Source organism: Pseudomonas taiwanensis DSM 21245 (assembly GCF_000425785.1).
In the GTDB taxonomy this organism is placed as follows: Bacteria; Pseudomonadota; Gammaproteobacteria; order Pseudomonadales; family Pseudomonadaceae; genus Aquipseudomonas; species Aquipseudomonas taiwanensis.
The window spans coordinates 1-21,842 of sequence record NZ_AUEC01000033.1 but is presented as its reverse complement, the minus strand read 5'-3'; the positions used below and the strand labels follow the sequence as shown (position 1 = coordinate 21,842).

Sequence of the window (21,842 nt, the reverse complement as noted above, 5' to 3'; positions counted from 1 at the left end):
AACTGCTGTTTCCCACATTCTTTGTTGGTTGCTCTGTGGACAATGTGTTCGCAGAGGCTTCCAGGCCTTTGTTTACAGTGCCTGTAGAGGTTTGATCAGAAAATGATCAAACACACGGTCGTATGACGAGAGGTAGACGCGCGTTGTCTTTGTACTTGGGTTGTGGGTAAGTCTGTGAGTAAGAGGCTTCACACCTATCATTTTTGCTAGTTTTCAGCCGCTTCGAACTCCACTAGGTTGGGCACAACCATTCTCTGGAGCCTGTCACCATGAGCTTTGTGCAGTTGTTGGCGACTGATCGGCAGCATTCGGTCCTCAATGGTGCGCACAACCAAGCAAGAGCCTACACAGCCTATGGATCGACTGCCGCCCAGGGTGGGCCAATGAGTGCATTCTGTGGGGAGCCCAGAGATGAGCTGACAGCTTGCTACCACTTGGGCAATGGGTATCGTCAATTCAACCCAGCGATCATGCGTCTCCACTCGCCGGATTCACGCAGCCCCTTCGGTGAGGGGGGGGTGAACAGCTACGCCTATTGCGCGGGCGACCCGGTGAACAAATATGATCCGACAGGTCGCGTTCTGGAGTGGATCCCTGTGGGCACTCAGGCATTTTCCAGCCTGTCGACGGCGCTTGCCGCTGGCAATCGTAGGGCGCTGGTCGTGACTAAACAGCGGGTGCAAAGGGCACAAGGTGAGACGGTGAGCCAGGCGCCCTTGCTCCCCGAGCTTGCGGACAGTCTGATCGGTTACGCCGCAGCGCCCATGGGGGCTGTCGCCAATGTCACCCGAAATGTCCTCCAGACCCCCTCATCCCCTGCAGCGTCATTGGCAGGGCAGCTCGCCTGGGCCGGGGCCGCAAGCAGTGGTTTTGTCGCAGTGGGGACCAATTTGCACAGTTACCAGACATTCAGAACCTGGACCGCGCTGGCTGACCAGCACGGAATAAATAGATGGAGCGTAGCGATAGAGGCCATGGGCCAGGTGCTTCTCCCTTCTTTCGTGCGAAGGGCGGCCTTGCAGGCAGGGATCAGAACAGGGAAGGCGGCACTGGATACGGTGCACTGGGCCTATCGACTACCAGGGGCCGCGCTGGCCAGGCAGGTTTCTCGTGCAGATGAGGATGTGTTGAACAGCGTGATGGTTAGAAGCCGCTGACCGGGTCGGTGTCGTACCGTCCGGCGGGGCCCGGGTTGACCGCGCCTCGCCCAGTGTGGGCGAGGCGCGGCATCGATCACTGTGCCTGAACTTCCTTCAGATACGGCGCAGGCTCGGCCCCCAGATTGTTCAGCAACCGCTGGCTGTACCAATCGATGAAGTTCACCACGCCGAACTCATAGGTCTTCGAATACGGCCCAGGCTGGTAAGCGGTGGAGTTGATCCCGCGCTGGTTCTCTTCCGCCAGACGGCGGTCCTGGTCGTTGGTGGCGTCCCATACCTTGCGCATCTGCTCAGGGTCGTAGTCCACGCCTTCCACGGCATCCTTATGCACCAGCCACTTGGTGGTGACCATGGTTTCCTGGGCACTGATCGGCCACACGGTGAACACGATCATGTGGTCGCCCATGCAGTGGTTCCACGAGTGCGGCAGGTGCAGGATGCGCATCGAGCCCAGGTCCGGGTTCTTGATGCGGCCCATCAACTTCTTGCACGCCTGCTTGCCGTCCATGGTCATGGACACGGTGCCCTTGAGCAGCGGCATGCGCACGATGCGGTTACGCAGGCCATGGCTCTTGTGCAGGTACGGGATCTTCTCGGCTTCCCAGGCAGCGGCGGAGGCGGCCACGTGGTCCTTGAAGGCCTGGTCGGCGCGTGGGTCGTTGGTGTCGTCCCATTCCAGCAGGGTTTTCAGCAGCTCAGGGTGGGAGCCGTTGCAGTGATAGCACTCGCGGTTGTTTTCCAGCACCAGTTTCCAGTTGGCTTTTTCCATCAAGGTGGTCTGCACCGCCACCTTGGTGTTTTCCATGTCGTACGGTTCCATGTAGTGGTCCAGGGTGGCCAGGAACTCGTCGATGGCGGGTGGGTTTTCCGCCAGGCTGATGAAGATGTAGCCACCGGCGACCTTCACATTCACAGGCTTGAGGCCGTACTGGTTCATGTCGAAGTCGGCGCCCATTTCGGTGCCGGCGAACAGCAGGCGGCCGTCGAGCTCGTAGGTCCACTGGTGGTAAGGGCAGACCAGCTTGGCCACCTTGCCTTTTTCGCTGGTGCACAGACGCGAGCCGCGGTGACGGCAGACGTTGTGGAAGGCATGCACTTTGCCCTCGGCACCGCGGATCACGATGATCGGGTTCTTGCCGATCTGCAGGGTCAGGAAGTTGCCCTTGGTCGGGATCTCGCTGACAAGCCCCGCGATCAACCATTCCTTGTGGAAGATCTCCTGCATGTCGATCTGGAACAGACGCTCGTCGTTGTAGAACGGCTGGGGCAGCGAGAAGGTGCGCTCGCGGGTCTGCAGCATCTCGGCGGTGGCCTTGCGTGCAGGTTCCAGTGGATCGCCCAGGCTCAGTGTTGCGGTGACGTCCATCGTGTATTCCTCGGGGCCGTGTGCGGCCGGCAAAAGGTGGCTAATCGTTGTTGTGGTGCCGCAAGGCTGCTCGTCAAGAAACAGCATGTTGTTTTGCCGTGGAGTGTGCGTCCGAAGACGTCAGCAACCGTATCCATGGGCGACATGGCCGATTCGAATTCCGACGCGCCAACCCTTGTAGTGCGCGGCTGGTCGCGATAAGCACGCCGATGTCGCTGGCAGGAATGTACGTCGCCTTCAGCTTGCGCATTATCCAAGCCATAAAAGGCCAATAGTCGGCCGCTGGAGATGAACATGTCCGATACCTTCCTCAATCCGGTCACCACCCAGACCTGGGCCAACGGCCGCCACATCGTGCGCTGCGTCAAGGTCATCCAGGAGACCTGGGACGTGCGCACCTTCTGCTTCATGGCCGACCAGCCGATCATGTTCTTCTTCAAGCCAGGGCAGTTCGTCACCCTGGAGCTTGAAATCGACGGCAAGCAGGTAATGCGTTCGTACACCATCTCCAGCTCGCCATCGGTGCCCTACAGCTTCTCGATCACCGTCAAGCGCGTGCCGGGGGGGCTGGTGTCCAACTTCCTGCACGACACTATGCACGAAGGCCTTGAGGTGCCGGTGCACGGCCCTGTCGGGCTGTTCAACGCCATCGACTTCCCCGCGCCGAAAGTGCTTTACCTGTCGGGTGGCGTGGGCATTACCCCGGTGATGTCGATGGCGCGCTGGTTCTATGACACCAACGGCAATGTCGACATGGTGTTCGTCCACAGCGCCCGTTCGCCCAAAGACATCATCTACCACCGCGAGCTGGAGCAGATGGCGTCGCGCATCCCTAACTTCAGCCTGCACATCATTTGCGAGAAGCATGGTTTGGGCGAGCCGTGGGCGGGCTACCGTGGTTACCTGAACCAGCGGCTGATGGAGCTGATCGCCCCTGACTACATGGAGCGCGTGGTGTTCTGCTGCGGGCCGACGCCATACATGAGCGCGGTCAAGCGCATGCTCGAAGCGGTGGGCTTCGACATGAAGAACTACCACGAAGAGTCGTTCGGCGCCACGCCGCCAGAGGCCAAGGCCGATGCGGTCGAACATGCCGAACAGGCCGCCGACGCGCCGGAACTGGACGCATCGGACCTGAACCTGGTGGAGTTCGTCGGCAGCGACAAGAGCATCCGCGTCGCGCCGGGCGAGACAGTGCATGCGGCGGCGGCGAAGGTCGGGCTGATGATTCCCAAAGCCTGCGGCATGGGCATCTGTGGCACCTGCAAGGTACTCAAGCTCGGTGGCGAAGTGGAGATGGAGCACAACGGCGGTATTACCGAGGAAGACGAAGCCGAAGGCTACATCCTGTCGTGCTGCAGTGTGCCGAAGGGGGATGTACGGATCGAATACTGATCCGAAATGGCTGGCTCCTGCACCCTTTTGTGCAGGAGCCGGCTTGCTGCGATGGGCCGCGAGCGGCCCCGCTTTCTCAGGTGCGGAACCGCGCCACCAGTCCATTCAAATCCACTGCAAGGCGCGACAACTCCGCACTCGCCGCACTGGTCTGATGCGCTCCTGTCGCGCTTTGTACCGACAGGTCATTGATGTTGACCAGGTTGCGGTCCACTTCCCGCGCCACCTGGGCCTGCTCTTCCGCCGCGCTGGCGATCACCAGGTTTCGCTCATTGATCTGCGCCACTGCGCCGGCAATGGTATCCAGCGCCATACCGGCGCCACGGGCGATGTTGAGGGTGGACTCGGCGCGTTCGGTGCTGGTGCGCATCGACGCCACGGCCTCGTCGGTACCGCCCTGGATGCTACCGATCATGCGCTCGATTTCGCTGGTCGATTGCTGGGTACGATGGGCCAGCGCCCGCACTTCATCGGCCACCACCGCGAAACCACGGCCAGCTTCACCGGCGCGGGCGGCCTCGATGGCGGCATTGAGCGCCAACAGGTTGGTCTGGTCGGCCAGGCCCCGGATCACATCCAGCACCTTGCCGATGTCGCGTGATTGCTCGGCCAGGTGGGTGATCAGCTTGGCAGTGGCCTGCACATCGCCGCTCATGCGTTCGATGGCACCGACCGTCTCCATCACCAGGTCGCGGCCATCGCCTGCCGAACGGCTGGCCTCGCTGGAGGCTTCCGAAGTGCTGACCGCATTGCGCGCCACTTCTTCCACTGCGCTGGTCATCTCGGTGACGGCGGTGGCGGCCTGTTCGATTTCATTGTTCTGCTGCTGCAGGCCACGGGCGCTTTCGTCGGTAACGCTGTTCAACTCTTCGGCAGCCGACGCCAGCTGGGTGGCGGAGCCGGCGATCAATTGCAAAGTGTCGCGCAGTTTGTCCTGCATGCGGGCCATGGCACGCAGCAGGCGAGCAGCTTCGTCGGTGCCTTCGGCACGGATGGTGTGGGTCAGGTCGCCATCGGCCACCTGTTCGGCGCACTTGAGCGCTTCCTCGATAGGTTTGACGATGCTGCGGGTCAGTAGAAACGCGCAGAGGAAGGTCAGTACGGTGGCGGCAATCAACAGCCCGACCACCAGGGCGAAGGCGGTGTCGTACTGACTGGCGGCGGTTTCGTTGGTCGCGCGGGTCTGCTCGGTGTTGATCCGTACCAGGGTATCCATGACCTTGTTGATTTGTTCGGAGTTTGCCAACAGATCGCGATTGAGCAGGTCGCGCAGCTCGTCGGTGCGATTGGCCTGGCTCAGGCTGCGCATGCGGGCTTCGAGCTGACGGTACTGATTGAGCAGTTGCGTGTACTGGTCGAATGCGGCCTGTTCATCGGCTGCGCTGATCAGTGGCTCGTAGGCACGACGGGCCTGGTCGATCTGGGCATTGCGCTGGTCCAGCAGGGCCAGGGTGTCGCGCTGAGTTTCTGGCTCCCGGTTGGTCAACAGGCGGTACGAGAGGGTACGCAGGCGCAGGTTGAGCGATGTCAGCTCATCGAGGGTCTTGATGCTCGGCACGCTGATGTTCTCGATGGCGACGCCCGCCTGTCGGATGCTGCCCATCTGGATGAGCGAGAAAACACCGAGGCCGAGCATCAGCAGGCCGATCAGCGCGAACCCGAGGAGTGCGCGCGGGGCAATGTTCATGTTGCGTAGGGACATGGGAAAGGGGTCCAGGGAAATGAAGGCGCGGTCCGTGCGACAAAATATGACCTGACAAGCTATCGGACGTGACTGATCGGTCTTGAGTGCGACCGGACAATTATGTGAGGTCGCTAACGGTTTTCCTGACCGGCGGTTGACCCAGGTCGGAACAAGGTGCTGCTTACCCTGTCAATCTGCGCAGGCAATAGCCTTGAGAATCCGATATTTAATGGCGAGGGTTCGCGCTTTTCTTTATCGTGTGCGCCCTTTGCAACAACCCGAGATAGACCTATGTTGGAAGCCTCCCTGAATCAACTCGAGCAACTGGTCAGCGACCTGATGCAGAAAAACGCTCAGCTCACCGAGCAAAATACCGCCCTCGGCCAGCAATTGGCCCAAGCCAAGGAGGAAAACGAGACCCTGCAGCTGTCGCTGATGGAGCAGGAAGAAAAGCACGGTGCTACCGCTGCCCGTATCCAGGCATTGGTTGAGCGCGCCAGCGCAGGTGTCGTCGGCGCATGAGACTGCAAGCGCAGCCGATCAACGTCGTGTCGATCCTTGGCAACGACTATTCGATCAAGGCGCCCGAAGGCCAGGAGGAGACCCTGGCGCAGGCGGTACGGATGCTCAACACCGCCCTGGCCGAGACCAAGCGACAGTACCCGACCCTGATCGGTGACAAACTGCTGGTGCTGGCGGCCCTGAATCTGTGTTCCAAGCAGGTTGAACTGCAACGCGAACACCAGCAGACCCTTGAGCGTACCCAGGCGCAGATCGACGCCACCGTGGACGCGATCGTTCGGACCATTGCCGAGCAATAACTTCTGCACCGACCCTTTGTAGGAGCGGGTTTACTCGCGAATGCGGCGGTGAACGCAACATCGCATTCGCCGGCGAACCCGCTCCCACAAGGCGTAGCAGCTTGCGTCAGATCGCTGGATTAACTGGATACGTAAGTGTATACACTTCCCCCAAAACAATAATTGGTGGGAGAGTGGTGGCATGCGTATCTGGCGGCGCAGTATCCAGTTGCAGTTGATCGCGAGCATGGGCGCGGCCCTGCTGGCGAGCATCCTGGTGGTGGTGGCGATCTATACGGTGGCGGTCAACCGCCTGACCGACCGGTATTTGGTCGACACGGCATTGCCGGCCAGCATCGAAGCCATCCGCAACGACATCGAGCGTATGCTCGGGCAGCCGCTGACCGCAGCGGCCGACATCGCGGGCAACACCCTGCTGCGCGACTGGCTCGCAGCCGGTGAGAACCCCGCCGAAGCGCCCCGTTTCATCGAGTACTTGGAGGCTGCCAAGCAGCGCAACCGAGCCTTCACCACCCTGTTCGCCTCGACCGAAACTGGCCACTACTACAACGAGAAGGGCCTGGACCGAACCCTGAGCCGCGACAACCCCAAGGACACGTGGTTCTATGGCTACATCGACAGCGGCGCCGAGCGCCTGATCAATATCGACATCGACGGCTCCACCGGGGAGCTGGCGCTGTTCATCGACTATCGCGTGGAAAAGAACGGCCAACTGGTGGGTGTGGCGGGCATGGGCCTGCGCATGACCGAATTGTCGAAGCTGATCCATGACTTCAGCTTCGGCGAGCACGGACGGGTCATGCTGGTGCGCAACGATGGCCTGATCCAGGTGCATCCAGAGAACACGTTCAGCGGCAAACGCCAGCTTACGGAGCAGATCGGCGCCGAGGCCGCCAAGGCGGTCATGGCTGCAGGTGACAACCTGCACAGCACCCGCTTCAGCCGTGACGGTGAAGACTACCTGGCCCTGGGCCTGCCCCTGCGCGACTTGAACTGGACGCTGGTGGCCGAAGTGCCGGAAGCCGAGATCTACGCCCAGGCGCGCCAGGCCGTGTGGCTCACCAGCCTGATCGGTGGTGCCGTGGCGCTGGTTTCATTGCTGTTGGTGGTACTGATGGCGCGCGGGCTGGTGCGGCCAATCCGCCAGGTCACTGCGGCATTGGTGCAGATCGGCAGTGGCGGGGGAGACCTCAGCCAGCGCCTGGATGACTCGCGTGAAGATGAGCTTGGCGACCTGGCGCGCGGCTTCAACCAGTTCGTCGACAGCCAGCGCGCACTGATCGGCGAGGTGCTGCGCACCACCGAGCGCCTGCACCTGGCGGTCGGGCAAGTGACACGGGTAGTGGACAACACCGCCGAGCGCTCGGGGCGGCAGCAGGAAATGACCGAGATGGTCGCCACGGCTGTGCACGAGATGGGCCTGACCGTGCAGGACATCGCCCGCAACGCCGGTGATGCAGCCCAGGCATCGCAGTCGGCTCGTGACGAAGCCTTGCAGGCGCGCGAGGTGGTGCGCCGGTCGATACAGGGCATCGAGGGCATGTCCGGCGATATCGGCAAAGCGGCGGATGCAGTTGCGCAGTTGGCGGATGAAGTCTCCTCTATCGACGAAGTTCTTGCCGTTATCCGCAGCATTTCCGAGCAGACCAACCTGCTGGCGCTGAACGCTGCCATCGAAGCGGCGCGGGCGGGGGAAATGGGCCGTGGTTTCGCGGTGGTCGCCGACGAGGTACGCACGTTGGCGCGGCGTACGCAGGTGTCCACCGACGAAGTCCAGCACATGATCCAGCGCCTCAAGCATGGCGCCGGCATGGCCGTGAGTTCGATGCAGGCCGGGCAGCAGGCGACCGGTAGCGGTGTCGAGTCCAGCCAGCGCACCGGGACATCGCTGGGCGCGATTACCGATCAGGTCGAGCACATCAGCGACATGAACAGCCAAGTGGCCACGGCGACCGAAGAACAGTCGGCGGTGACCGAGGAAATCAATCGGACAGTGCAGGGGATTTCCGACTTGGCCAGGGAGACGGCGGCCGAGGTGCAGGGCTGTAGGCAAGAGTGTCAGGCCTTGCGCGGGTTGACCGATGACCTGGCGCGGCAAATGGGCGGGTTCAAGCTTTAGATTGGTGCTGCGTTCATCGCCGGCAAGCGGTTCCTACAGGTGCTGTCCGCTCTCTGTAGGAGCCTGCTTGCCAGCGATGCTGCCTCGACGACGCAACGAACAGGCCTGCTGTTCGGGCGAAAGCGTAATTCAGTTGTGTCAGAGCGATTCGAGGTTAAGGTTTACAAAGGCGAAACCCTGCTCGCTAAAGTAAGCATATTGATAGAGTTTCACTCGATACTTTTTGCTGCTGAAGGCGATTCTTCGATCCGCTGACTGGGCCAATGTGGTGAGCACGTCATAAACAGTTATTTTATCTTGGATTATGATGCCTTCATTATCGACCGTGAGTGTGAGGCTATTTCCGTTTGGGGTTGGACTGCGTTGTGCAAGTTCAAGTAGAGGCGCGGGTGCCTCGGTGGTTACTCCGCCATTTGTAGAAGTTAGGTTGAGCCTTGTACTCCAGTCTGCCTCCTGCTTTTTTTGTACTTCCTTGAGAATGAAAGTCTGAAAGTCTCCGCCCGTCACATAAGTGAACCAGTCATTGGCGGTCAGGCAGAACAAGGGTAACCCGGCAAACTCATCTAATGTATAGGGGGTATGGTCGATGATGACTAAATTTTTATCGATTTTTTTATTCGCACTTGGCATCTGGCACCTTCCTGTGGGTATTCGGTCACGTCACGAGGCATATCAAAATAGGGCGCCCGTCGGAAAGTGCACAACTGTCAGAACTGCCAGTTGCAGCTTGCAACTAATTAACCGGTATTGAGGCCCGATGTGCCGAGCCTCAATAGTGGGCTCGATCAATGGCCCATGATGGCTCTGATATCCGCCGCCAACGCGCGAACTCTGGCCTCTTCGGTATCCCACGAGCACATGAAGCGCGCCCCACCGTTACCAATGAAGGTGTAGAACCGCCAGCCCTTTTGACGCAGCGCTTCGATGGCGGGTTCCGGCATCTGCAGGAAGACCCCGTTGGCCTCCACCGGGAACATCAGCTCCACCCCAGGCAAATCACTGACCAGCGACGCCAGCAACTGTGCGCAGCGGTTGGCGTGGGCGCCGTGGCGCAGCCAGGCGCCATCCTCCAGCAGCCCGACCCATGGCGCCGACAGGAAACGCATCTTCGAAGCCAGTTGCCCGGCTTGCTTGCAGCGGTAGTCGAAGTCTTCGGCCAGGGCGCGATTGAAGAACAGGATCGCCTCACCGACGGCCATGCCGTTCTTGGTGCCGCCAAAGCACAACACGTCGACGCCGGCCTTCCAGGTCAGCTCGGCCGGCGAGCAGCCGAGGAACGAACAGGCATTGGTGAAGCGCGCCCCGTCCATGTGTAGGTTAAGGCCCAGCTCCTTGCAGGTGGCGCTGATCGCCTTGAGCTCGTCGGGGCGGTACACGGTGCCCACTTCGGTGGCCTGGGTAATGGTGACCACACGTGGCTTGGGGTAGTGGATGTCCTGGCGCTTGAGGGCCACTTCGCGGATCGACGCCGGGGTCAGCTTGCCTTCGATGCTAGGCGCGGTGAGCAGCTTGGAGCCGTTGGAGAAGAACTCCGGCGCGCCGCATTCGTCGGTTTCGACGTGGGCGGTCTCAGAGCAGATCACACTGTGGTAGCTCTGGCACAACGAGGCCAGGGCCAGGGAGTTGGCGGCAGTGCCGTTGAAGGCGAAAAACACTTCGCAGTCGGTTTCGAACAGTTTGCGGAAGTACTCCGAGGCACGCTCGGTCCACTGGTCGTCGCCGTAGGCGCGTTCGTGGCCATGGTTGGCCTTTTCCATCGCCGCCCAGGCTTCGGGGCAGATTCCGGAGTAGTTGTCGCTGGCGAATTGTTGGCTGTTATCTGGCATGACACGGTCCTGTGAACGACGCAGAACAGCACTCTAAACCATCGCTTCGGCGGTTGCCTATACAAGCTGCGCATCGGTTGATATGTGTGGTGGCCGGGCTGGCCTTCTCGCGGGTAAACCCGCTCCCACAGCGATACCACAGGCCTTCAGCACACCGCACTGGCTGTGGACGCGGATTCGCCCGTGACAGGGCCGGCATAAACAGCACAACGACGAATGTCGTAAACGCGCCATTGCAAGGCGTGCGCAGGCATCTGAGTCACCCCGGCCAGTCATACCATCGCCATAAAGGGCCACAGTGCCTTACAGACAAGAAACGATCGCTGCCGGGAGAAACAAGATGTTCAGCAAGCAAGACCAGATCCAAGGTTATGACGATGCACTGCTGGCGGCGATGAATGCCGAAGAACAGCGTCAGGAAGATCACATCGAGCTGATCGCCTCGGAGAACTACACCAGCAAGCGCGTGATGCAGGCCCAGGGCAGCGGCCTGACCAACAAGTACGCCGAGGGCTACCCAGGCAAGCGTTACTACGGCGGCTGCGAGCATGTCGACAAAGTCGAAGCGCTGGCCATCGAGCGCGCCAAGCAGCTGTTCGGCGCCGACTACGCCAACGTCCAGCCACACTCTGGCTCCTCGGCCAACGGCGCTGTCTACCTGGCCCTGCTGCAGGCCGGCGACACCATCCTGGGCATGAGCCTGGCCCATGGCGGCCACCTGACCCACGGCGCCAAGGTGTCGTCCTCGGGCAAGCTGTACAACGCCGTCCAATACGGCATCGACACCAACACCGGCCTGATCGACTACGACGAAGTCGAGCGCCTGGCTGTCGAGCACAAGCCGAAGATGATCGTTGCTGGCTTCTCGGCCTACTCCAAGACCCTCGACTTCCCACGCTTCCGCGCCATCGCCGACAAAGTGGGCGCGCTGCTGTTCGTCGACATGGCCCATGTGGCCGGCCTGGTCGCCGCTGGCCTGTACCCGAACCCGATTCCGTTCGCCGATGTGGTCACCACCACCACCCACAAGACCCTGCGCGGCCCTCGTGGCGGCCTGATCCTGGCCAAGTCGAACGAAGAGATCGAGAAGAAACTCAACGCGGCCGTCTTCCCAGGCGCCCAGGGCGGTCCGCTGATGCACGTCATCGCTGCCAAGGCCGTGTGCTTCAAGGAAGCGCTGGAACCTGAATTCAAGGCCTACCAGAAACAAGTCATCGAGAACGCCCAGGCCATGGCCCAGGTGTTCGTCGATCGCGGCTACGACGTGGTCTCCGGCGGCACTGACAACCACCTGTTCCTGGTCAGCCTGATTCGTCAGGGCCTGACCGGCAAAGACGCCGACGCCGCCCTGGGTCGCGCCCACATCACCGTCAACAAGAACGCCGTACCGAACGACCCGCAGTCGCCGTTCGTCACCTCTGGCCTGCGCATCGGTACCCCGGCCGTCACCACCCGCGGCTTCAAGGTTGCCCAGTGCGTGGCCCTGGCCGGCTGGATCTGCGACATCCTCGACAACCTCGGCGATGCCGACGTCGAAGCCGATGTGGCCAAGAACGTCGCCGCCCTGTGCGCCGATTTCCCGGTTTACCGCTGAGGGAGTAACCCACCATGCAACGTTATTCGGGCTTCGGCCTCTTCAAACACTCTCTCAGCCACCACGAGAACTGGCAGCGCATGTGGCGCACGCCGACCCCTAAGAAGGTCTACGACGTGGTCATCGTCGGCGGTGGCGGCCACGGCCTGGCCACGGCCTACTACCTGGCCAAGGAGCACGGCATCACCAACGTGGCGGTAGTCGAGAAGGGCTACCTGGGCGGCGGCAACACTGCCCGTAACACCACCATCGTGCGTTCCAACTACCTGTGGGACGAGTCGGCGCACCTGTACGAGCACGCCATGAAGCTGTGGGAGGGCCTGTCCCAGGACCTCAACTACAACGTGATGTTCTCCCAGCGCGGCGTCTACAACCTGTGCCACACCCTGCAGGACATGCGTGACTCCGAGCGTCGTGTCAGCGCCAACCGCCTCAACGGCGTGGATGGCGAGCTGCTCAACACCGCCCAGGTCGCGGCCGAGATCCCGTACCTGGACTGCTCGAAGAACACCCGTTACCCGATCCTCGGCGCGACCGTTCAGCGCCGTGGCGGCGTGGCCCGTCACGACGCCGTGGCCTGGGGCTTCGCCCGTGCCGCCGATGCCCTGGGCGTGGACCTGATCCAGCAGACCGAAGTGATCGGTTTCCGCAAGGAAAACGGCGCGGTCATCGGCGTGGAAACCAACAAGGGCTTCATCGGCGCCAAGCGCGTCGGCGTGGTCACCGCCGGTAACTCCGGGCACATGGCCAAACTGGCCGGCTTCCGCCTGCCGCTGGAATCGCACCCGCTGCAAGCACTGGTGTCCGAGCCGATCAAACCGATCATCGACAGCGTGATCATGTCCAACGCCGTGCACGGCTACATCAGCCAGTCCGACAAGGGCGACCTGGTGATCGGTGCGGGTATCGACGGCTGGGTCGGCTACGGCCAGCGTGGTTCTTACCCGATCATCGAGCACACCCTGCAAGCGATCGTCGAAATGTTCCCGAACCTGTCCCGCGTGCGCATGAACCGTCAGTGGGGCGGCATCGTCGACACCACCCCGGATGCGTGCCCGATCATCTCCAAGACCCCGGTCAAGAACATGTTCTTCAACTGCGGTTGGGGTACCGGCGGCTTCAAGGCCACCCCGGGTTCGGGCAACGTCTTCGCGGCGAGCCTGGCCAAGGGCGAGATGCACCCGCTGGCTGCGCCTTTCTCCATCGACCGTTTCTACAACGGCGCACTGATCGACGAACACGGCGCTGCTGCCGTCGCCCACTAACCGGAGACAACCGTCATGTTGCAAATTTTCTGTCCCCACTGCGGCGAGCTGCGCTCCGAAGAAGAGTTCCACGCCTCTGGCCAGGCGCACATCGCCCGCCCGCTGGACCCCAACGCCTGCTCCGACGAGGAGTGGGGCACCTACATGTTCTTCCGCGATAACCCTCGCGGTATTCACCACGAACTGTGGGACCACGTTGCCGGCTGCCGTCAGTACTTCAACGTCACCCGTGACACCGTGACTTACGAAATTCTGGAAACCTACAAGATTGGCGAGAAGCCACAGGTGACCGCCAACGGCAAGGCCAACAGCGCACCGTCGACCGTCAAAGGCCAAGGGGAAAAAGTATGAGCCAGACCTATCGCCTCGCCAGCGGCGGCCGTATCGACCGCAGCAAGGTCCTGAACTTCACCTTCAACGGCAAGACCTACCAGGGCTATGCCGGTGACACCCTGGCCGCCGCGCTGCTGGCCAACGGCGTCGACATCGTCGGTCGTAGCTTCAAGTATTCGCGCCCTCGCGGGATCATCGCCGCCGGGACCGAAGAGCCGAACGCCATCCTGCAGATCGGCTCCAGCGAAGCCACCCAGATCCCTAACGTGCGTGCCACCCAGCAGGCGCTGTACGCAGGCCTCGTCGCGACCAGCACCAACGGCTGGCCGAACGTCAACAACGACGTCATGGGCATTCTCGGCAAGGTTGGCGGCAGCATGATGCCGCCGGGCTTCTACTACAAAACCTTCATGTACCCGAAATCGTTCTGGATGACTTACGAGAAGTACATCCGCAAGGCAGCCGGCCTGGGCCGCGCGCCGCTGCAGAACGACCCGGACAGCTACGACTACATGAACCAGCACTGCGACGTGCTGATCGTCGGTGCCGGCCCTGCTGGCCTGGCCGCCGCACTGGCCGCCGCCCGTAGCGGTGCCCGTGTGATCCTGGCCGACGAACAGGAAGAGTTCGGTGGCAGCCTGCTCGACAGCCGCGAAACCCTCGACGGCAAGCCTGCCGCGGACTGGGTCAACAGCGTCGTCAAAGAGCTGGAAAGCCTGCCGGAAGTGACCCTGCTGCCGCGTGCCACGGTCAACGGCTACCACGACCACAACTTCCTGACCATCCACGAGCGCCTCACCGACCACCTCGGTGACCGTGCCCCGATCGGTCAGGTGCGTCACCGCGTCCACCGTGTCCGCGCCAAGCGCGTGGTGCTGGCGGCCGGTGCCCACGAGCGCCCACTGGTGTACGGCAATAACGACGTGCCGGGCAATATGCTGGCCGGTGCCGTTTCCACCTACGTACGCCGCTACGGCGTGGCCCCAGGCCGCAAACTGGTGCTGTCGACCAACAACGACCACGCCTACCGCGCCGCGCTGGACTGGCACGACGCCGGCCTGCAAGTGGTGGCGATCGCCGACGCGCGCCACAATCCACGCGGTTCGCTGGTCGAGGAAGCGCGCGCCAAGGGCATTCGCATCCTCACCTCCAGCGCTGTGATCGAGGCCAAGGGCAGCAAGCACGTCACCGGCGCCCGTGTCGCCGCCATCGACGTCCAAGCGCACAAGGTCACCAGCCCTGGCGAAGTGCTCGAATGCGACCTGATCGCTACCTCCGGCGGCTACAGCCCGGTCGTTCACCTGGCCTCGCACCTGGGCGGCCGTCCGGTATGGCGTGAAGATATCCTCGGCTTCGTGCCGGGCGACGCACCGCAGAAGCGCGTGTGCGTAGGCGGCGTGAACGGCGTGTACCCACTCGGTGACGTGATTGCCAATGGTTTCGAAGGTGGTGTGCAAGCCGCCACCGAAGCCGGCTTCAAGGCTACCGTCGGCACCCTGCCAAAAGCCGTGCAGCGCAAGGAAGAAGCGACCGTCGCGCTGTTCCAGGTTCCGCACGACAAGGGCACTGCCCGTGCGCCGAAGCAGTTCGTCGATCAGCAGAACGACGTCACTGCCGCGGCCATCGAACTGGCCACTCGCGAAGGCTTCGAGTCGGTCGAGCACGTCAAGCGCTACACCGCGCTGGGCTTCGGTACCGACCAGGGCAAGCTGGGCAACATCAACGGCCTGGCCATTGCTGCCCGTTCGCTGGGTATCGGCATTCCGGAAATGGGCACCACCATGTTCCGCCCGAACTACACCCCGGTGACCTTCGGTGCGGTAGCCGGTCGCCACTGCGGCCACCTGTTCGAGCCTGTGCGTTTCACCGCCCTGCATGCCTGGCACGTGAAGAACGGCGCCGAATTCGAAGACGTCGGCCAGTGGAAACGTCCGTGGTACTTCCCCAAGGCGGGTGAAGACATTCACACCGCCGTGGCCCGTGAATGCAAGGCCGTGCGCGACAGCGTGGGCCTGCTGGACGCCTCGACCCTGGGCAAGATCGACATCCAGGGCCCGGATGCCCGCGAGTTCCTCAACCGCGTGTACACCAACGCCTGGACCAAGCTCGACGTGGGCAAGGCTCGCTACGGCCTGATGTGCAAGGAAGACGGCATGGTCTTCGACGACGGCGTGACCGCCTGCGTTGGCGACAACCACTTCTACATGACCACCACCACCGGCGGCGCCGCCCGTGTGCTGCAGTGGTTGGAGCTGTACCACCAGACCGAATGGCCAGAGATGAAGGTGTACTTCACCTCGGTCACCGACCACTGGGCCACACTGACCCTGTCCGGCCCCAACAGCCGCAAGCTGCTGAGCGAGCTGACCGACGACATCGACCTGGACAAGGAAGCCTTCCCGTTCATGACCTGGAAGGAAGGCACCGTCGGCGGCGTGCCGGCCCGTGTGTTCCGAATCTCGTTCACCGGTGAGCTCTCGTACGAAGTGAACGTCCAGGCCAACTACGCCATGGGTGTGCTGGAGAAGATCGTCGAGGCAGGCAAGAAGTACAACCTGACCCCGTACGGCACCGAGACCATGCACGTGCTGCGTGCCGAGAAGGGCTTCATCATCGTTGGCCAGGATACCGACGGCTCGATGACCCCGGACGACCTGAACATGAGCTGGTGCGTGGGCCGCAACAAGCCGTTCTCGTGGATCGGCCTGCGTGGCATGAACCGCGAAGACTGCGTGCGCGAAAACCGCAAGCAGCTGGTGGGCCTCAAGCCCGTGGACCCAACCAAGTGGCTGCCGGAAGGTGCTCAGTTGGTGTTCGACCCGAAACAGCCGATCCCGATGGACATGGTCGGGCACGTCACTTCCAGCTACGCGGCCAACTCCCTGGGCTACTCGTTCGCCATGGGTGTGGTCAAGGGCGGCCTCAAGCGCATGGGCGAGCGTGTCTACTCGCCGCAGGCCGACGGCAGCGTGATCGAGGCGGAAATCGTGTCTTCGGTGTTCTTCGATCCGAAGGGTGAGCGGCAGAACGTTTGACTCTGGGCCCTGTGGGGGGTGGCTTGCCGGCGATAGTGCCGGTGGCCACACCACAGAAGCTGCTTCGCATCGACGAACAAGAATTCAAGGCAGGTAAGAAATGAGCGCTATCAACGTCTTCCAGCAAAACCCCGGCGCCGAGGCCAAGGCCCAGTCGCCACTGCACCACGCCGACCTGGCCAGCCTGGTGGGCAAAGGCCGCAAGAACGCAGGCGTGACCCTGCGTGAGAAGAAATTCCTCGGTCACCTGACCATCCGTGGCGATGGCCATGACCCAGAATTCGCCGCAGGCGTGCACAAGGCCCTGGGCCTGGAGCTGCCGGTGGCGCTGACCGTGGTCGCCAATGGCGAAATGTCGCTGCAATGGATGGGCCCAGATGAGTGGCTACTGATCGTCCCAGGCGGCCAGGAGTTCGCAACCGAGCAGAAACTGCGTGCGGCCCTCGAAGGCCAGCACATTCAAGTGGTCAACGTCAGCGGCGGACAGAGCGTGCTGGAGCTACGCGGCCCGAACGTGCGCGACGTGCTGATGAAGTCAACCAGCTACGATGTTCACCCGAACAACTTCCCGGTGGGCAAGGCGGTCGGTACCGTGTTCGCCAAGTCGCAACTGGTGATCCGCCGTACTGCCGAGGACACCTGGGAACTGGTGGTTCGCCGCAGCTTCTCCGACTACTGGTGGCTGTGGCTGCAGGACGCTTCGGCCGAGTATGGCCTGAGCATCGAAGCCTAAGGAGAACTGAACATGAGTCGGGCACCGGATACTTGGATTCTCACCGCCGACTGCCCGAGCATGCTCGGCACCGTCGATGTGGTGACGCGTTACCTCTTCGAGCAGCGTTGCTATGTCACGGAGCACCACTCCTTCGATGATCGGCTGTCGGGGCGCTTTTTCATTCGCGTCGAGTTCCGCCAGCCGGACGATTTCGACGAAGCCGGTTTCCGTGCCGGCCTTGCCGAGCGTAGCGATGCGTTCGGCATGACGTTCGAGCTGACCGCGCCGAATCACCGCCCCAAGGTGGTGATCATGGTGTCCAAGGCCGACCACTGCCTGAACGACCTGCTGTATCGCCAGCGCATCGGCCAGTTGGGCATGGACGTGGTCGCGGTGGTGTCCAACCACCCCGACCTCGAACCGCTCGCGCAGTGGCACAAGATCCCCTACTACCATTTCGCCCTCGACCCCAAGGACAAGCCTGCGCAAGAGCGCAAGGTGTTGAACGTGATCGAGGAAACTGGCGCCGAGCTGGTCATTCTTGCGCGTTACATGCAGGTACTGTCGCCTGAGCTGTGCCGGCGCCTGGATGGCTGGGCGATCAATATCCACCACTCGTTGTTGCCTGGTTTCAAAGGCGCAAAGCCGTACCACCAGGCCTACAACAAGGGCGTGAAGATGGTGGGTGCCACCGCGCACTACATCAACAACGACCTCGACGAGGGGCCGATCATCGCCCAGGGCGTCGAGGTGGTGGACCACAGCCATTACCCGGAAGACCTGATCGCCAAAGGGCGTGATATCGAGTGCCTGACCCTGGCGCGAGCGGTGGGCTATCACATCGAGCGGCGGGTGTTCCTGAACGCCAATCGGACTGTCGTTCTCTAACGGCTGTTCCAGCTTCTTCCCGACTGACGCCGCTCCCGCACGGATATCATGCCTTCAGGGGCAACGTGGTACCTGTAGGAGCGGCCTTGGCCGCGAAGAGGCCCGAACAGTTCACCCCCTCGGTTTCATCCCGCCGGTTTCCCCGCGACACTGCTGCCGCTAAAAGGCATCTGCTTGTCGCTCCCAGTCAGTGCACCCTGCGGTATCAGGCCCACAATTCTCTGCATTCCAGTAACACAAGCCGCCCATGGATGGTGGCGCTTCAACCAACGCTGCATAAATACAAATCAAGCGAGGTAAGAGCATGTCTGGCAATCGTGGAGTGGTGTATCTCGGCGCTGGCAAGGTCGAAGTACAGAAGATCGACTACCCGAAAATGCAAGACCCACGCGGCAAGAAGATCGAGCACGGCGTGATCCTCAAGGTGGTTTCCACCAACATCTGCGGCTCCGACCAGCACATGGTCCGTGGCCGCACGACTGCCCAGGTCGGCCTGGTTCTGGGCCACGAAATCACCGGTGAAATCGTCGAGAAGGGCCGCGACGTCGAGCGCATGCAGATCGGCGACCTGGTCTCGGTACCGTTCAACGTTGCCTGCGGCCGCTGCCGCTCCTGCAAAGAGATGCACACCGGTGTCTGCCTTACCGTCAACCCGGCCCGCGCCGGCGGTGCCTACGGCTACGTCGACATGGGCGACTGGACCGGCGGCCAGGCTGAGTACGTGCTGGTGCCCTACGCCGACTTCAACCTGTTGAAACTGCCACAGCGCGACAAGGCGATGGAGAAGATCCGTGACCTGACCTGCCTGTCCGACATCCTGCCAACCGGCTACCACGGTGCCGTGACTGCCGGCGTAGGCCCAGGCAGTACCGTCTACGTTGCCGGTGCCGGCCCGGTCGGCCTGGCTGCTGCAGCCTCGGCACGCCTGCTGGGCGCTGCTTGCGTCATTGTCGGCGACCTCAACCCAGCCCGCCTGGCCCACGCCAAGTCCCAGGGCTTTGAAGTGGTCGATCTGTCCAAGGACACCCCGCTGCACGAGCAGATCGTCGACATCCTCGGCGAGCCGGAAGTGGACTGCGCCGTCGACGCCGTAGGCTTCGAGGCACGTGGCCATGGCCACGAAGGTGCCAAGCACGAAGCCCCGGCCACGGTGCTGAACTCGCTGATGCAGGTTACCCGCGTCGCCGGCAACATCGGTATCCCGGGCCTGTACGTGACCGAAGACCCGGGCGCGGTAGATGCCGCTGCCAAGATCGGTGCGCTGAGCATCCGCTTCGGCCTGGGCTGGGCCAAGTCGCACAGCTTCCACACCGGCCAGACCCCGACCATGAAGTACAACCGCCAGCTGATGCAGGCGATCATGTGGGACCGCATCAATATTGCCGAAGTGGTGGGCGTGCAGGTGATCAACCTGGATCAGGCGCCGGAAGGCTACGGCGAGTTCGATGCCGGTGCGCCGAAGAAATTCGTGATCGACCCACACAAGATGTGGGGCGCGGCGTGAAGTGACTGACAAGACAAAGCCCCTCCCGTGAGGGGCTTTGTTTTTTCTGGGTTGTCCGAGGGCGGTGGAGCGGGTCAGTTCGCCTGGTCATTGCGGGTGGTGGAGCTTTCGCTTTCTTTGCCTTGCACCACGAATACAGAGCCTTTGTCATCGGTTGCCAGCAACCCTGTGCTCGATACCACGTCTACTCGCTGCTCGGCCAAGGGCATATCGGCATGTCGAATGATGATGTGGTAGCAGTCGCCTTCTTTTACGGTAGTTGGCTTGTCGGTGTTGTAGAAGAAAAGCTTGCGTTTCGATGATGTGCTCATGATTCAAGTCCCTGCCGTATCGGTTGAATGGAGGCTGCTCGAAGCCCATTTTGAACAGCCGCAGGAATTTTGATACTGGCAGAATTAACAGTTTTTTATGCGTTCGCGGGCCTGCACGAAATTGCTCGCTCGGGGCGCTTTGCAATGGAGGTCTCTGGTATGTCCTTGCGGATCATATCTGCGGCTGTAGCTTTGACTGTTACTAAAGTCGGCGGTGGTCTGCACCTAGTAGGGCTGATTTGGAGTCTGAGTAGGGCTGGCTGATCGGCTGCTACGCGGAGTCGAGTCCCTGGACGTATCAGATGACGATGGCTCGGGTGGATCCGAGCGTAGTTGCCAGCTCGACTCTTGCGTGGATGGCATAGCCTTGATGGTGGCCGTGGGTTTACCACCAGCAGTTGATCTAGGCAAAAGAGGTTCGTGCCTTGCATCCCGGATTACCCACTCGACTAAGTGTTGGGGGGTGTCAGGACGGTATGGCGATACACGCTGGAGGGGTATCTTTTTTGTGGGTGTTGAAGGAGTGGCGGCTTGCTCGGACATAGGGCTGGCACCTGAGAATGACGCTCGCCTGGTTTGGTTTGAAGGTGGGGAGAGGTTCAACGTCTTGAGCGAAGCGGTTCTCGTGAGAGTTGAAGGGCTCATCCAGTGGCCTGCCGGGGTTGCCATATTTCGACTGCGCCGCATTATCTGGCCGTTTGGCAGGAAAACAAGGGAGCGCCCGCTAGGATCTATATTGTTCACAGGATCACCCATGCAATAGCAATACGCGTTGAGCCCACCTCTTCCGAATGGGCTCAAACTGTCCGGTGAATTGAAGCGCATCCTCGCAGGGCTGAACGATCGATGGCCATTGCCCAATGCGTAGTCGGACTGTAATGAGGTGGAGGCTTCGCCATTGAACCCAAGCAGTGTCAGCAATGATGGCAGTCTTGGGTCATGGCCGTAGGCGGAGTACCTGTGAGTTTCGCCTTGGCCATTCTGTTGGACCTGCAATACCGTACCCTTGCCATCTATCGCCAGCAGGCCAGGCTTATGGCTATCGGATTGCTGTTGGGCTAATGGCATGTCGACGGTGCGGAAGATTGTGCGGTGCTGGTTGCCCTGTTTTATCGCGATGAGCCTGGTGGCTTGGTAGAAGTAAAGCGAACAGGTTGATTCTGTAGTCATGACGCAAATCTCTGCTGCACCGAATGAATGGGGCTATCAAGAGCCATTTTGAACAGCCGCAGAAATTTTGATACTGGCAGAATTAACAGTTTTAACATCTCACGCGGAACCTGTGGCTTGCCCCGCGAAGAGGCCAGCCCTGGCGACCCATGGATCAGCGCATCATCCCCAGTTCGGCATCATCCAGCAGCGCCTTGGCCAATGCGCTCAGATAATGTGAAGCCCAGAGCAACTGCGGCTTGTTGTCCATCAGCCCGTCAATGGTCAAATCCCGGACATAGCCCATCAGCTCCGAAGCCTGTTCGCGGGCACTCTGGCAGGGAATGCCCGGTGCAATGCAGAACAACGGGTGGTTGTGGCCTTCGGCCTGGTAGAAAAAGGTCTTGCCGACGGTGGTCTTGGTGTCGTCGCTGGTCATCATTCAACCTCCCTGCAGTTTCTCGACTGCCAGGCCCGGCCCTATCGCGGCTAAAGCCGCTCCTACAGGCCCAGCGCAATTCTTGTAGGAGCGGCTTTAGCCGCGATAGGGCCAGCCCAGCCAACACAAGTCTCACGCCTTAATGCAGCGTTCGCGGTTCCGCTGGCATCTGCACCTGGATCAACGCCGTCTCCAGCAGTACGCGCAGCGCTTCAAGCTCATGCATCGTGGCCATGAT

At 61.5% G+C, this 21,842-nt stretch carries 19 protein-coding genes and 2 pseudogenes; 13 read left to right on the top strand and 8 right to left on the bottom strand.

All coding sequences use genetic code 11. The annotated features are described in order from the left end of the window. The first annotated feature begins 269 nt into the window (after nt 1-269). Nucleotides 270-1,157 carry an RHS repeat-associated core domain-containing protein gene (locus H620_RS27860; RefSeq protein WP_049818791.1) on the top strand — a complete coding sequence of 296 codons (888 nt, stop codon included), beginning with the start codon at nt 270-272 and terminating at the stop codon, nt 1,155-1,157. A gap of 76 nt (nt 1,158-1,233) precedes the next feature. Here H620_RS27860 and gbcA read toward each other — a convergent pair whose 3' ends face one another. After that, complete coding sequence (gene gbcA, locus H620_RS0115325; protein ID WP_023382773.1) at nt 1,234-2,526, bottom strand: glycine-betaine demethylase subunit GbcA; 1,293 nt, start codon at nt 2,524-2,526, stop codon at nt 1,234-1,236. 294 nt (nt 2,527-2,820) lie between these two features. On the opposite strand from gbcA, the gene gbcB reads away from it, so the two are divergent. After that, nucleotides 2,821-3,921, top strand: coding sequence for a glycine-betaine demethylase subunit GbcB (gene gbcB, locus H620_RS0115320; protein ID WP_023382772.1), 1,101 nt, complete (start codon nt 2,821-2,823; stop codon nt 3,919-3,921). 76 nt (nt 3,922-3,997) lie between these two features. On the opposite strand, the gene H620_RS27855 is transcribed toward gbcB, so the two are convergent. Then, on the bottom strand, nt 3,998-4,861 hold the full coding sequence (locus H620_RS27855) for a methyl-accepting chemotaxis protein (protein WP_374373902.1): 864 nt from the start codon (nt 4,859-4,861) through the stop codon (nt 3,998-4,000). Next, a pseudogene (locus H620_RS27850) lies at nt 4,853-5,608 on the bottom strand (MCP four helix bundle domain-containing protein); the annotation flags it as partial. The pseudogene H620_RS27850 and the gene H620_RS27855, both read right to left, overlap by 9 nt. A 288-nt stretch (nt 5,609-5,896) precedes the next feature. Between H620_RS27850 and H620_RS0115310 the strand changes: the two are divergent. The 4 genes and pseudogenes from H620_RS0115310 to H620_RS27840 all read left to right on the top strand — a co-directional run bounded on the left by H620_RS0115310 (nt 5,897) and on the right by H620_RS27840 (nt 8,545). Further along, entirely contained in the window at nt 5,897-6,127 is a 231-nt protein-coding gene (locus H620_RS0115310; protein ID WP_023382770.1) for a hypothetical protein, read from the top strand. Next, nucleotides 6,124-6,426, top strand: coding sequence for a cell division protein ZapA (locus tag H620_RS0115305; protein ID WP_023382769.1), 303 nt, complete (start codon nt 6,124-6,126; stop codon nt 6,424-6,426). The genes H620_RS0115310 and H620_RS0115305 overlap by 4 nt, the downstream gene beginning before the upstream one ends. A gap of 181 nt (nt 6,427-6,607) precedes the next feature. Beyond that, nucleotides 6,608-7,681, top strand: a pseudogene (locus H620_RS27845) (HAMP domain-containing protein); the annotation flags it as partial. A gap of 126 nt (nt 7,682-7,807) precedes the next feature. Beyond that, the gene (locus H620_RS27840; RefSeq protein WP_374373899.1) at nt 7,808-8,545 is read left to right on the top strand and encodes a methyl-accepting chemotaxis protein; all 738 of its coding nucleotides are present in this window, start codon (nt 7,808-7,810) and stop codon (nt 8,543-8,545) included. Between the two features lie 138 nt (nt 8,546-8,683). Here H620_RS27840 and H620_RS0115295 read toward each other — a convergent pair whose 3' ends face one another. Both H620_RS0115295 and H620_RS0115290 read right to left on the bottom strand, forming a co-directional pair. After that, nucleotides 8,684-9,175 carry a hypothetical protein gene (locus H620_RS0115295; RefSeq protein ID WP_027907594.1) on the bottom strand — a complete coding sequence of 164 codons (492 nt, stop codon included), beginning with the start codon at nt 9,173-9,175 and terminating at the stop codon, nt 8,684-8,686. A gap of 155 nt (nt 9,176-9,330) precedes the next feature. After that, nucleotides 9,331-10,371 carry a threonine aldolase family protein gene (locus H620_RS0115290; protein WP_023382766.1) on the bottom strand — a complete coding sequence of 347 codons (1,041 nt, stop codon included), beginning with the start codon at nt 10,369-10,371 and terminating at the stop codon, nt 9,331-9,333. 340 nt (nt 10,372-10,711) lie between these two features. On the opposite strand from H620_RS0115290, the gene H620_RS0115285 reads away from it, so the two are divergent. From H620_RS0115285 to fdhA, 7 genes are all read left to right on the top strand, one after another. Further along, nucleotides 10,712-11,965: a serine hydroxymethyltransferase gene (locus H620_RS0115285; protein ID WP_023382765.1), complete on the top strand. Its 1,254-nt coding sequence runs from the start codon at nt 10,712-10,714 to the stop codon at nt 11,963-11,965. A 14-nt stretch (nt 11,966-11,979) separates the two neighbouring features. After that, nucleotides 11,980-13,230: a sarcosine oxidase subunit beta family protein gene (locus H620_RS0115280; protein ID WP_023382764.1), complete on the top strand. Its 1,251-nt coding sequence runs from the start codon at nt 11,980-11,982 to the stop codon at nt 13,228-13,230. 15 nt (nt 13,231-13,245) lie between these two features. Continuing rightward, a complete protein-coding gene (locus H620_RS0115275; protein WP_027907593.1) occupies nt 13,246-13,581 on the top strand; it encodes a sarcosine oxidase subunit delta in 336 nt (111 codons plus the stop codon). Then, complete coding sequence (locus H620_RS0115270) at nt 13,578-16,598, top strand: sarcosine oxidase subunit alpha (protein ID WP_023382762.1); 3,021 nt, start codon at nt 13,578-13,580, stop codon at nt 16,596-16,598. Before H620_RS0115275 ends, H620_RS0115270 begins: the two co-directional genes overlap by 4 nt. Before the next feature lie 100 nt (nt 16,599-16,698). Then, a complete protein-coding gene (locus H620_RS0115265; RefSeq protein ID WP_023382761.1) occupies nt 16,699-17,331 on the top strand; it encodes a sarcosine oxidase subunit gamma in 633 nt (210 codons plus the stop codon). A 12-nt stretch (nt 17,332-17,343) separates the two neighbouring features. Beyond that, complete coding sequence (gene purU, locus H620_RS0115260) at nt 17,344-18,201, top strand: formyltetrahydrofolate deformylase (protein ID WP_023382760.1); 858 nt, start codon at nt 17,344-17,346, stop codon at nt 18,199-18,201. A gap of 304 nt (nt 18,202-18,505) precedes the next feature. Continuing rightward, a complete protein-coding gene (gene fdhA, locus H620_RS0115255) occupies nt 18,506-19,705 on the top strand; it encodes a formaldehyde dehydrogenase, glutathione-independent (protein WP_023382759.1) in 1,200 nt (399 codons plus the stop codon). A 74-nt stretch (nt 19,706-19,779) separates the two neighbouring features. Here fdhA and H620_RS0115250 read toward each other — a convergent pair whose 3' ends face one another. The 3 genes from H620_RS0115250 to H620_RS0115240 form a co-directional block, all read right to left on the bottom strand. Then, complete coding sequence (locus H620_RS0115250) at nt 19,780-20,016, bottom strand: hypothetical protein (RefSeq protein ID WP_027907592.1); 237 nt, start codon at nt 20,014-20,016, stop codon at nt 19,780-19,782. Nucleotides 20,017-20,241: 225 nt separating this feature from the next. Next, a complete protein-coding gene (locus H620_RS26530; protein ID WP_244880962.1) occupies nt 20,242-20,937 on the bottom strand; it encodes an RHS repeat-associated core domain-containing protein in 696 nt (231 codons plus the stop codon). A gap of 403 nt (nt 20,938-21,340) precedes the next feature. Beyond that, nucleotides 21,341-21,604 carry a DUF3077 domain-containing protein gene (locus H620_RS0115240; protein WP_023382755.1) on the bottom strand — a complete coding sequence of 88 codons (264 nt, stop codon included), beginning with the start codon at nt 21,602-21,604 and terminating at the stop codon, nt 21,341-21,343. Nucleotides 21,605-21,842: the final 238 nt, after the last annotated feature.

Bases quoted from the DNA above. Each gene is read 5' to 3' on its own strand.
- H620_RS0115310 (WP_023382770.1), top strand. From the start codon at position 5,897: ATGTTGGAAGCCTCCCTGAATCAACTCGAGCAACTGGTCAGCGACCTG.
- H620_RS27840 (WP_374373899.1), top strand. From the start codon at position 7,808: ATGACCGAGATGGTCGCCACGGCTGTGCACGAGATGGGCCTGACCGTG.
- H620_RS0115265 (WP_023382761.1), top strand. From the start codon at position 16,699: ATGAGCGCTATCAACGTCTTCCAGCAAAACCCCGGCGCCGAGGCCAAG.
- H620_RS27860 (WP_049818791.1), top strand. From the start codon at position 270: ATGAGCTTTGTGCAGTTGTTGGCGACTGATCGGCAGCATTCGGTCCTC.
- purU (WP_023382760.1), top strand. From the start codon at position 17,344: ATGAGTCGGGCACCGGATACTTGGATTCTCACCGCCGACTGCCCGAGC.
- H620_RS27855 (WP_374373902.1), bottom strand. From the start codon at position 4,861: ATGCAGGACAAACTGCGCGACACTTTGCAATTGATCGCCGGCTCCGCC.
- fdhA (WP_023382759.1), top strand. From the start codon at position 18,506: ATGTCTGGCAATCGTGGAGTGGTGTATCTCGGCGCTGGCAAGGTCGAA.
- H620_RS0115285 (WP_023382765.1), top strand. From the start codon at position 10,712: ATGTTCAGCAAGCAAGACCAGATCCAAGGTTATGACGATGCACTGCTG.
- H620_RS0115250 (WP_027907592.1), bottom strand. From the start codon at position 20,016: ATGAGCACATCATCGAAACGCAAGCTTTTCTTCTACAACACCGACAAG.
- H620_RS0115275 (WP_027907593.1), top strand. From the start codon at position 13,246: ATGTTGCAAATTTTCTGTCCCCACTGCGGCGAGCTGCGCTCCGAAGAA.
- H620_RS0115270 (WP_023382762.1), top strand. From the start codon at position 13,578: ATGAGCCAGACCTATCGCCTCGCCAGCGGCGGCCGTATCGACCGCAGC.
- gbcA (WP_023382773.1), bottom strand. From the start codon at position 2,526: ATGGACGTCACCGCAACACTGAGCCTGGGCGATCCACTGGAACCTGCA.
- H620_RS0115305 (WP_023382769.1), top strand. From the start codon at position 6,124: ATGAGACTGCAAGCGCAGCCGATCAACGTCGTGTCGATCCTTGGCAAC.
- H620_RS0115290 (WP_023382766.1), bottom strand. From the start codon at position 10,371: ATGCCAGATAACAGCCAACAATTCGCCAGCGACAACTACTCCGGAATC.
- gbcB (WP_023382772.1), top strand. From the start codon at position 2,821: ATGTCCGATACCTTCCTCAATCCGGTCACCACCCAGACCTGGGCCAAC.
- H620_RS0115280 (WP_023382764.1), top strand. From the start codon at position 11,980: ATGCAACGTTATTCGGGCTTCGGCCTCTTCAAACACTCTCTCAGCCAC.
- H620_RS0115240 (WP_023382755.1), bottom strand. From the start codon at position 21,604: ATGACCAGCGACGACACCAAGACCACCGTCGGCAAGACCTTTTTCTAC.
- H620_RS0115295 (WP_027907594.1), bottom strand. From the start codon at position 9,175: ATGCCAAGTGCGAATAAAAAAATCGATAAAAATTTAGTCATCATCGAC.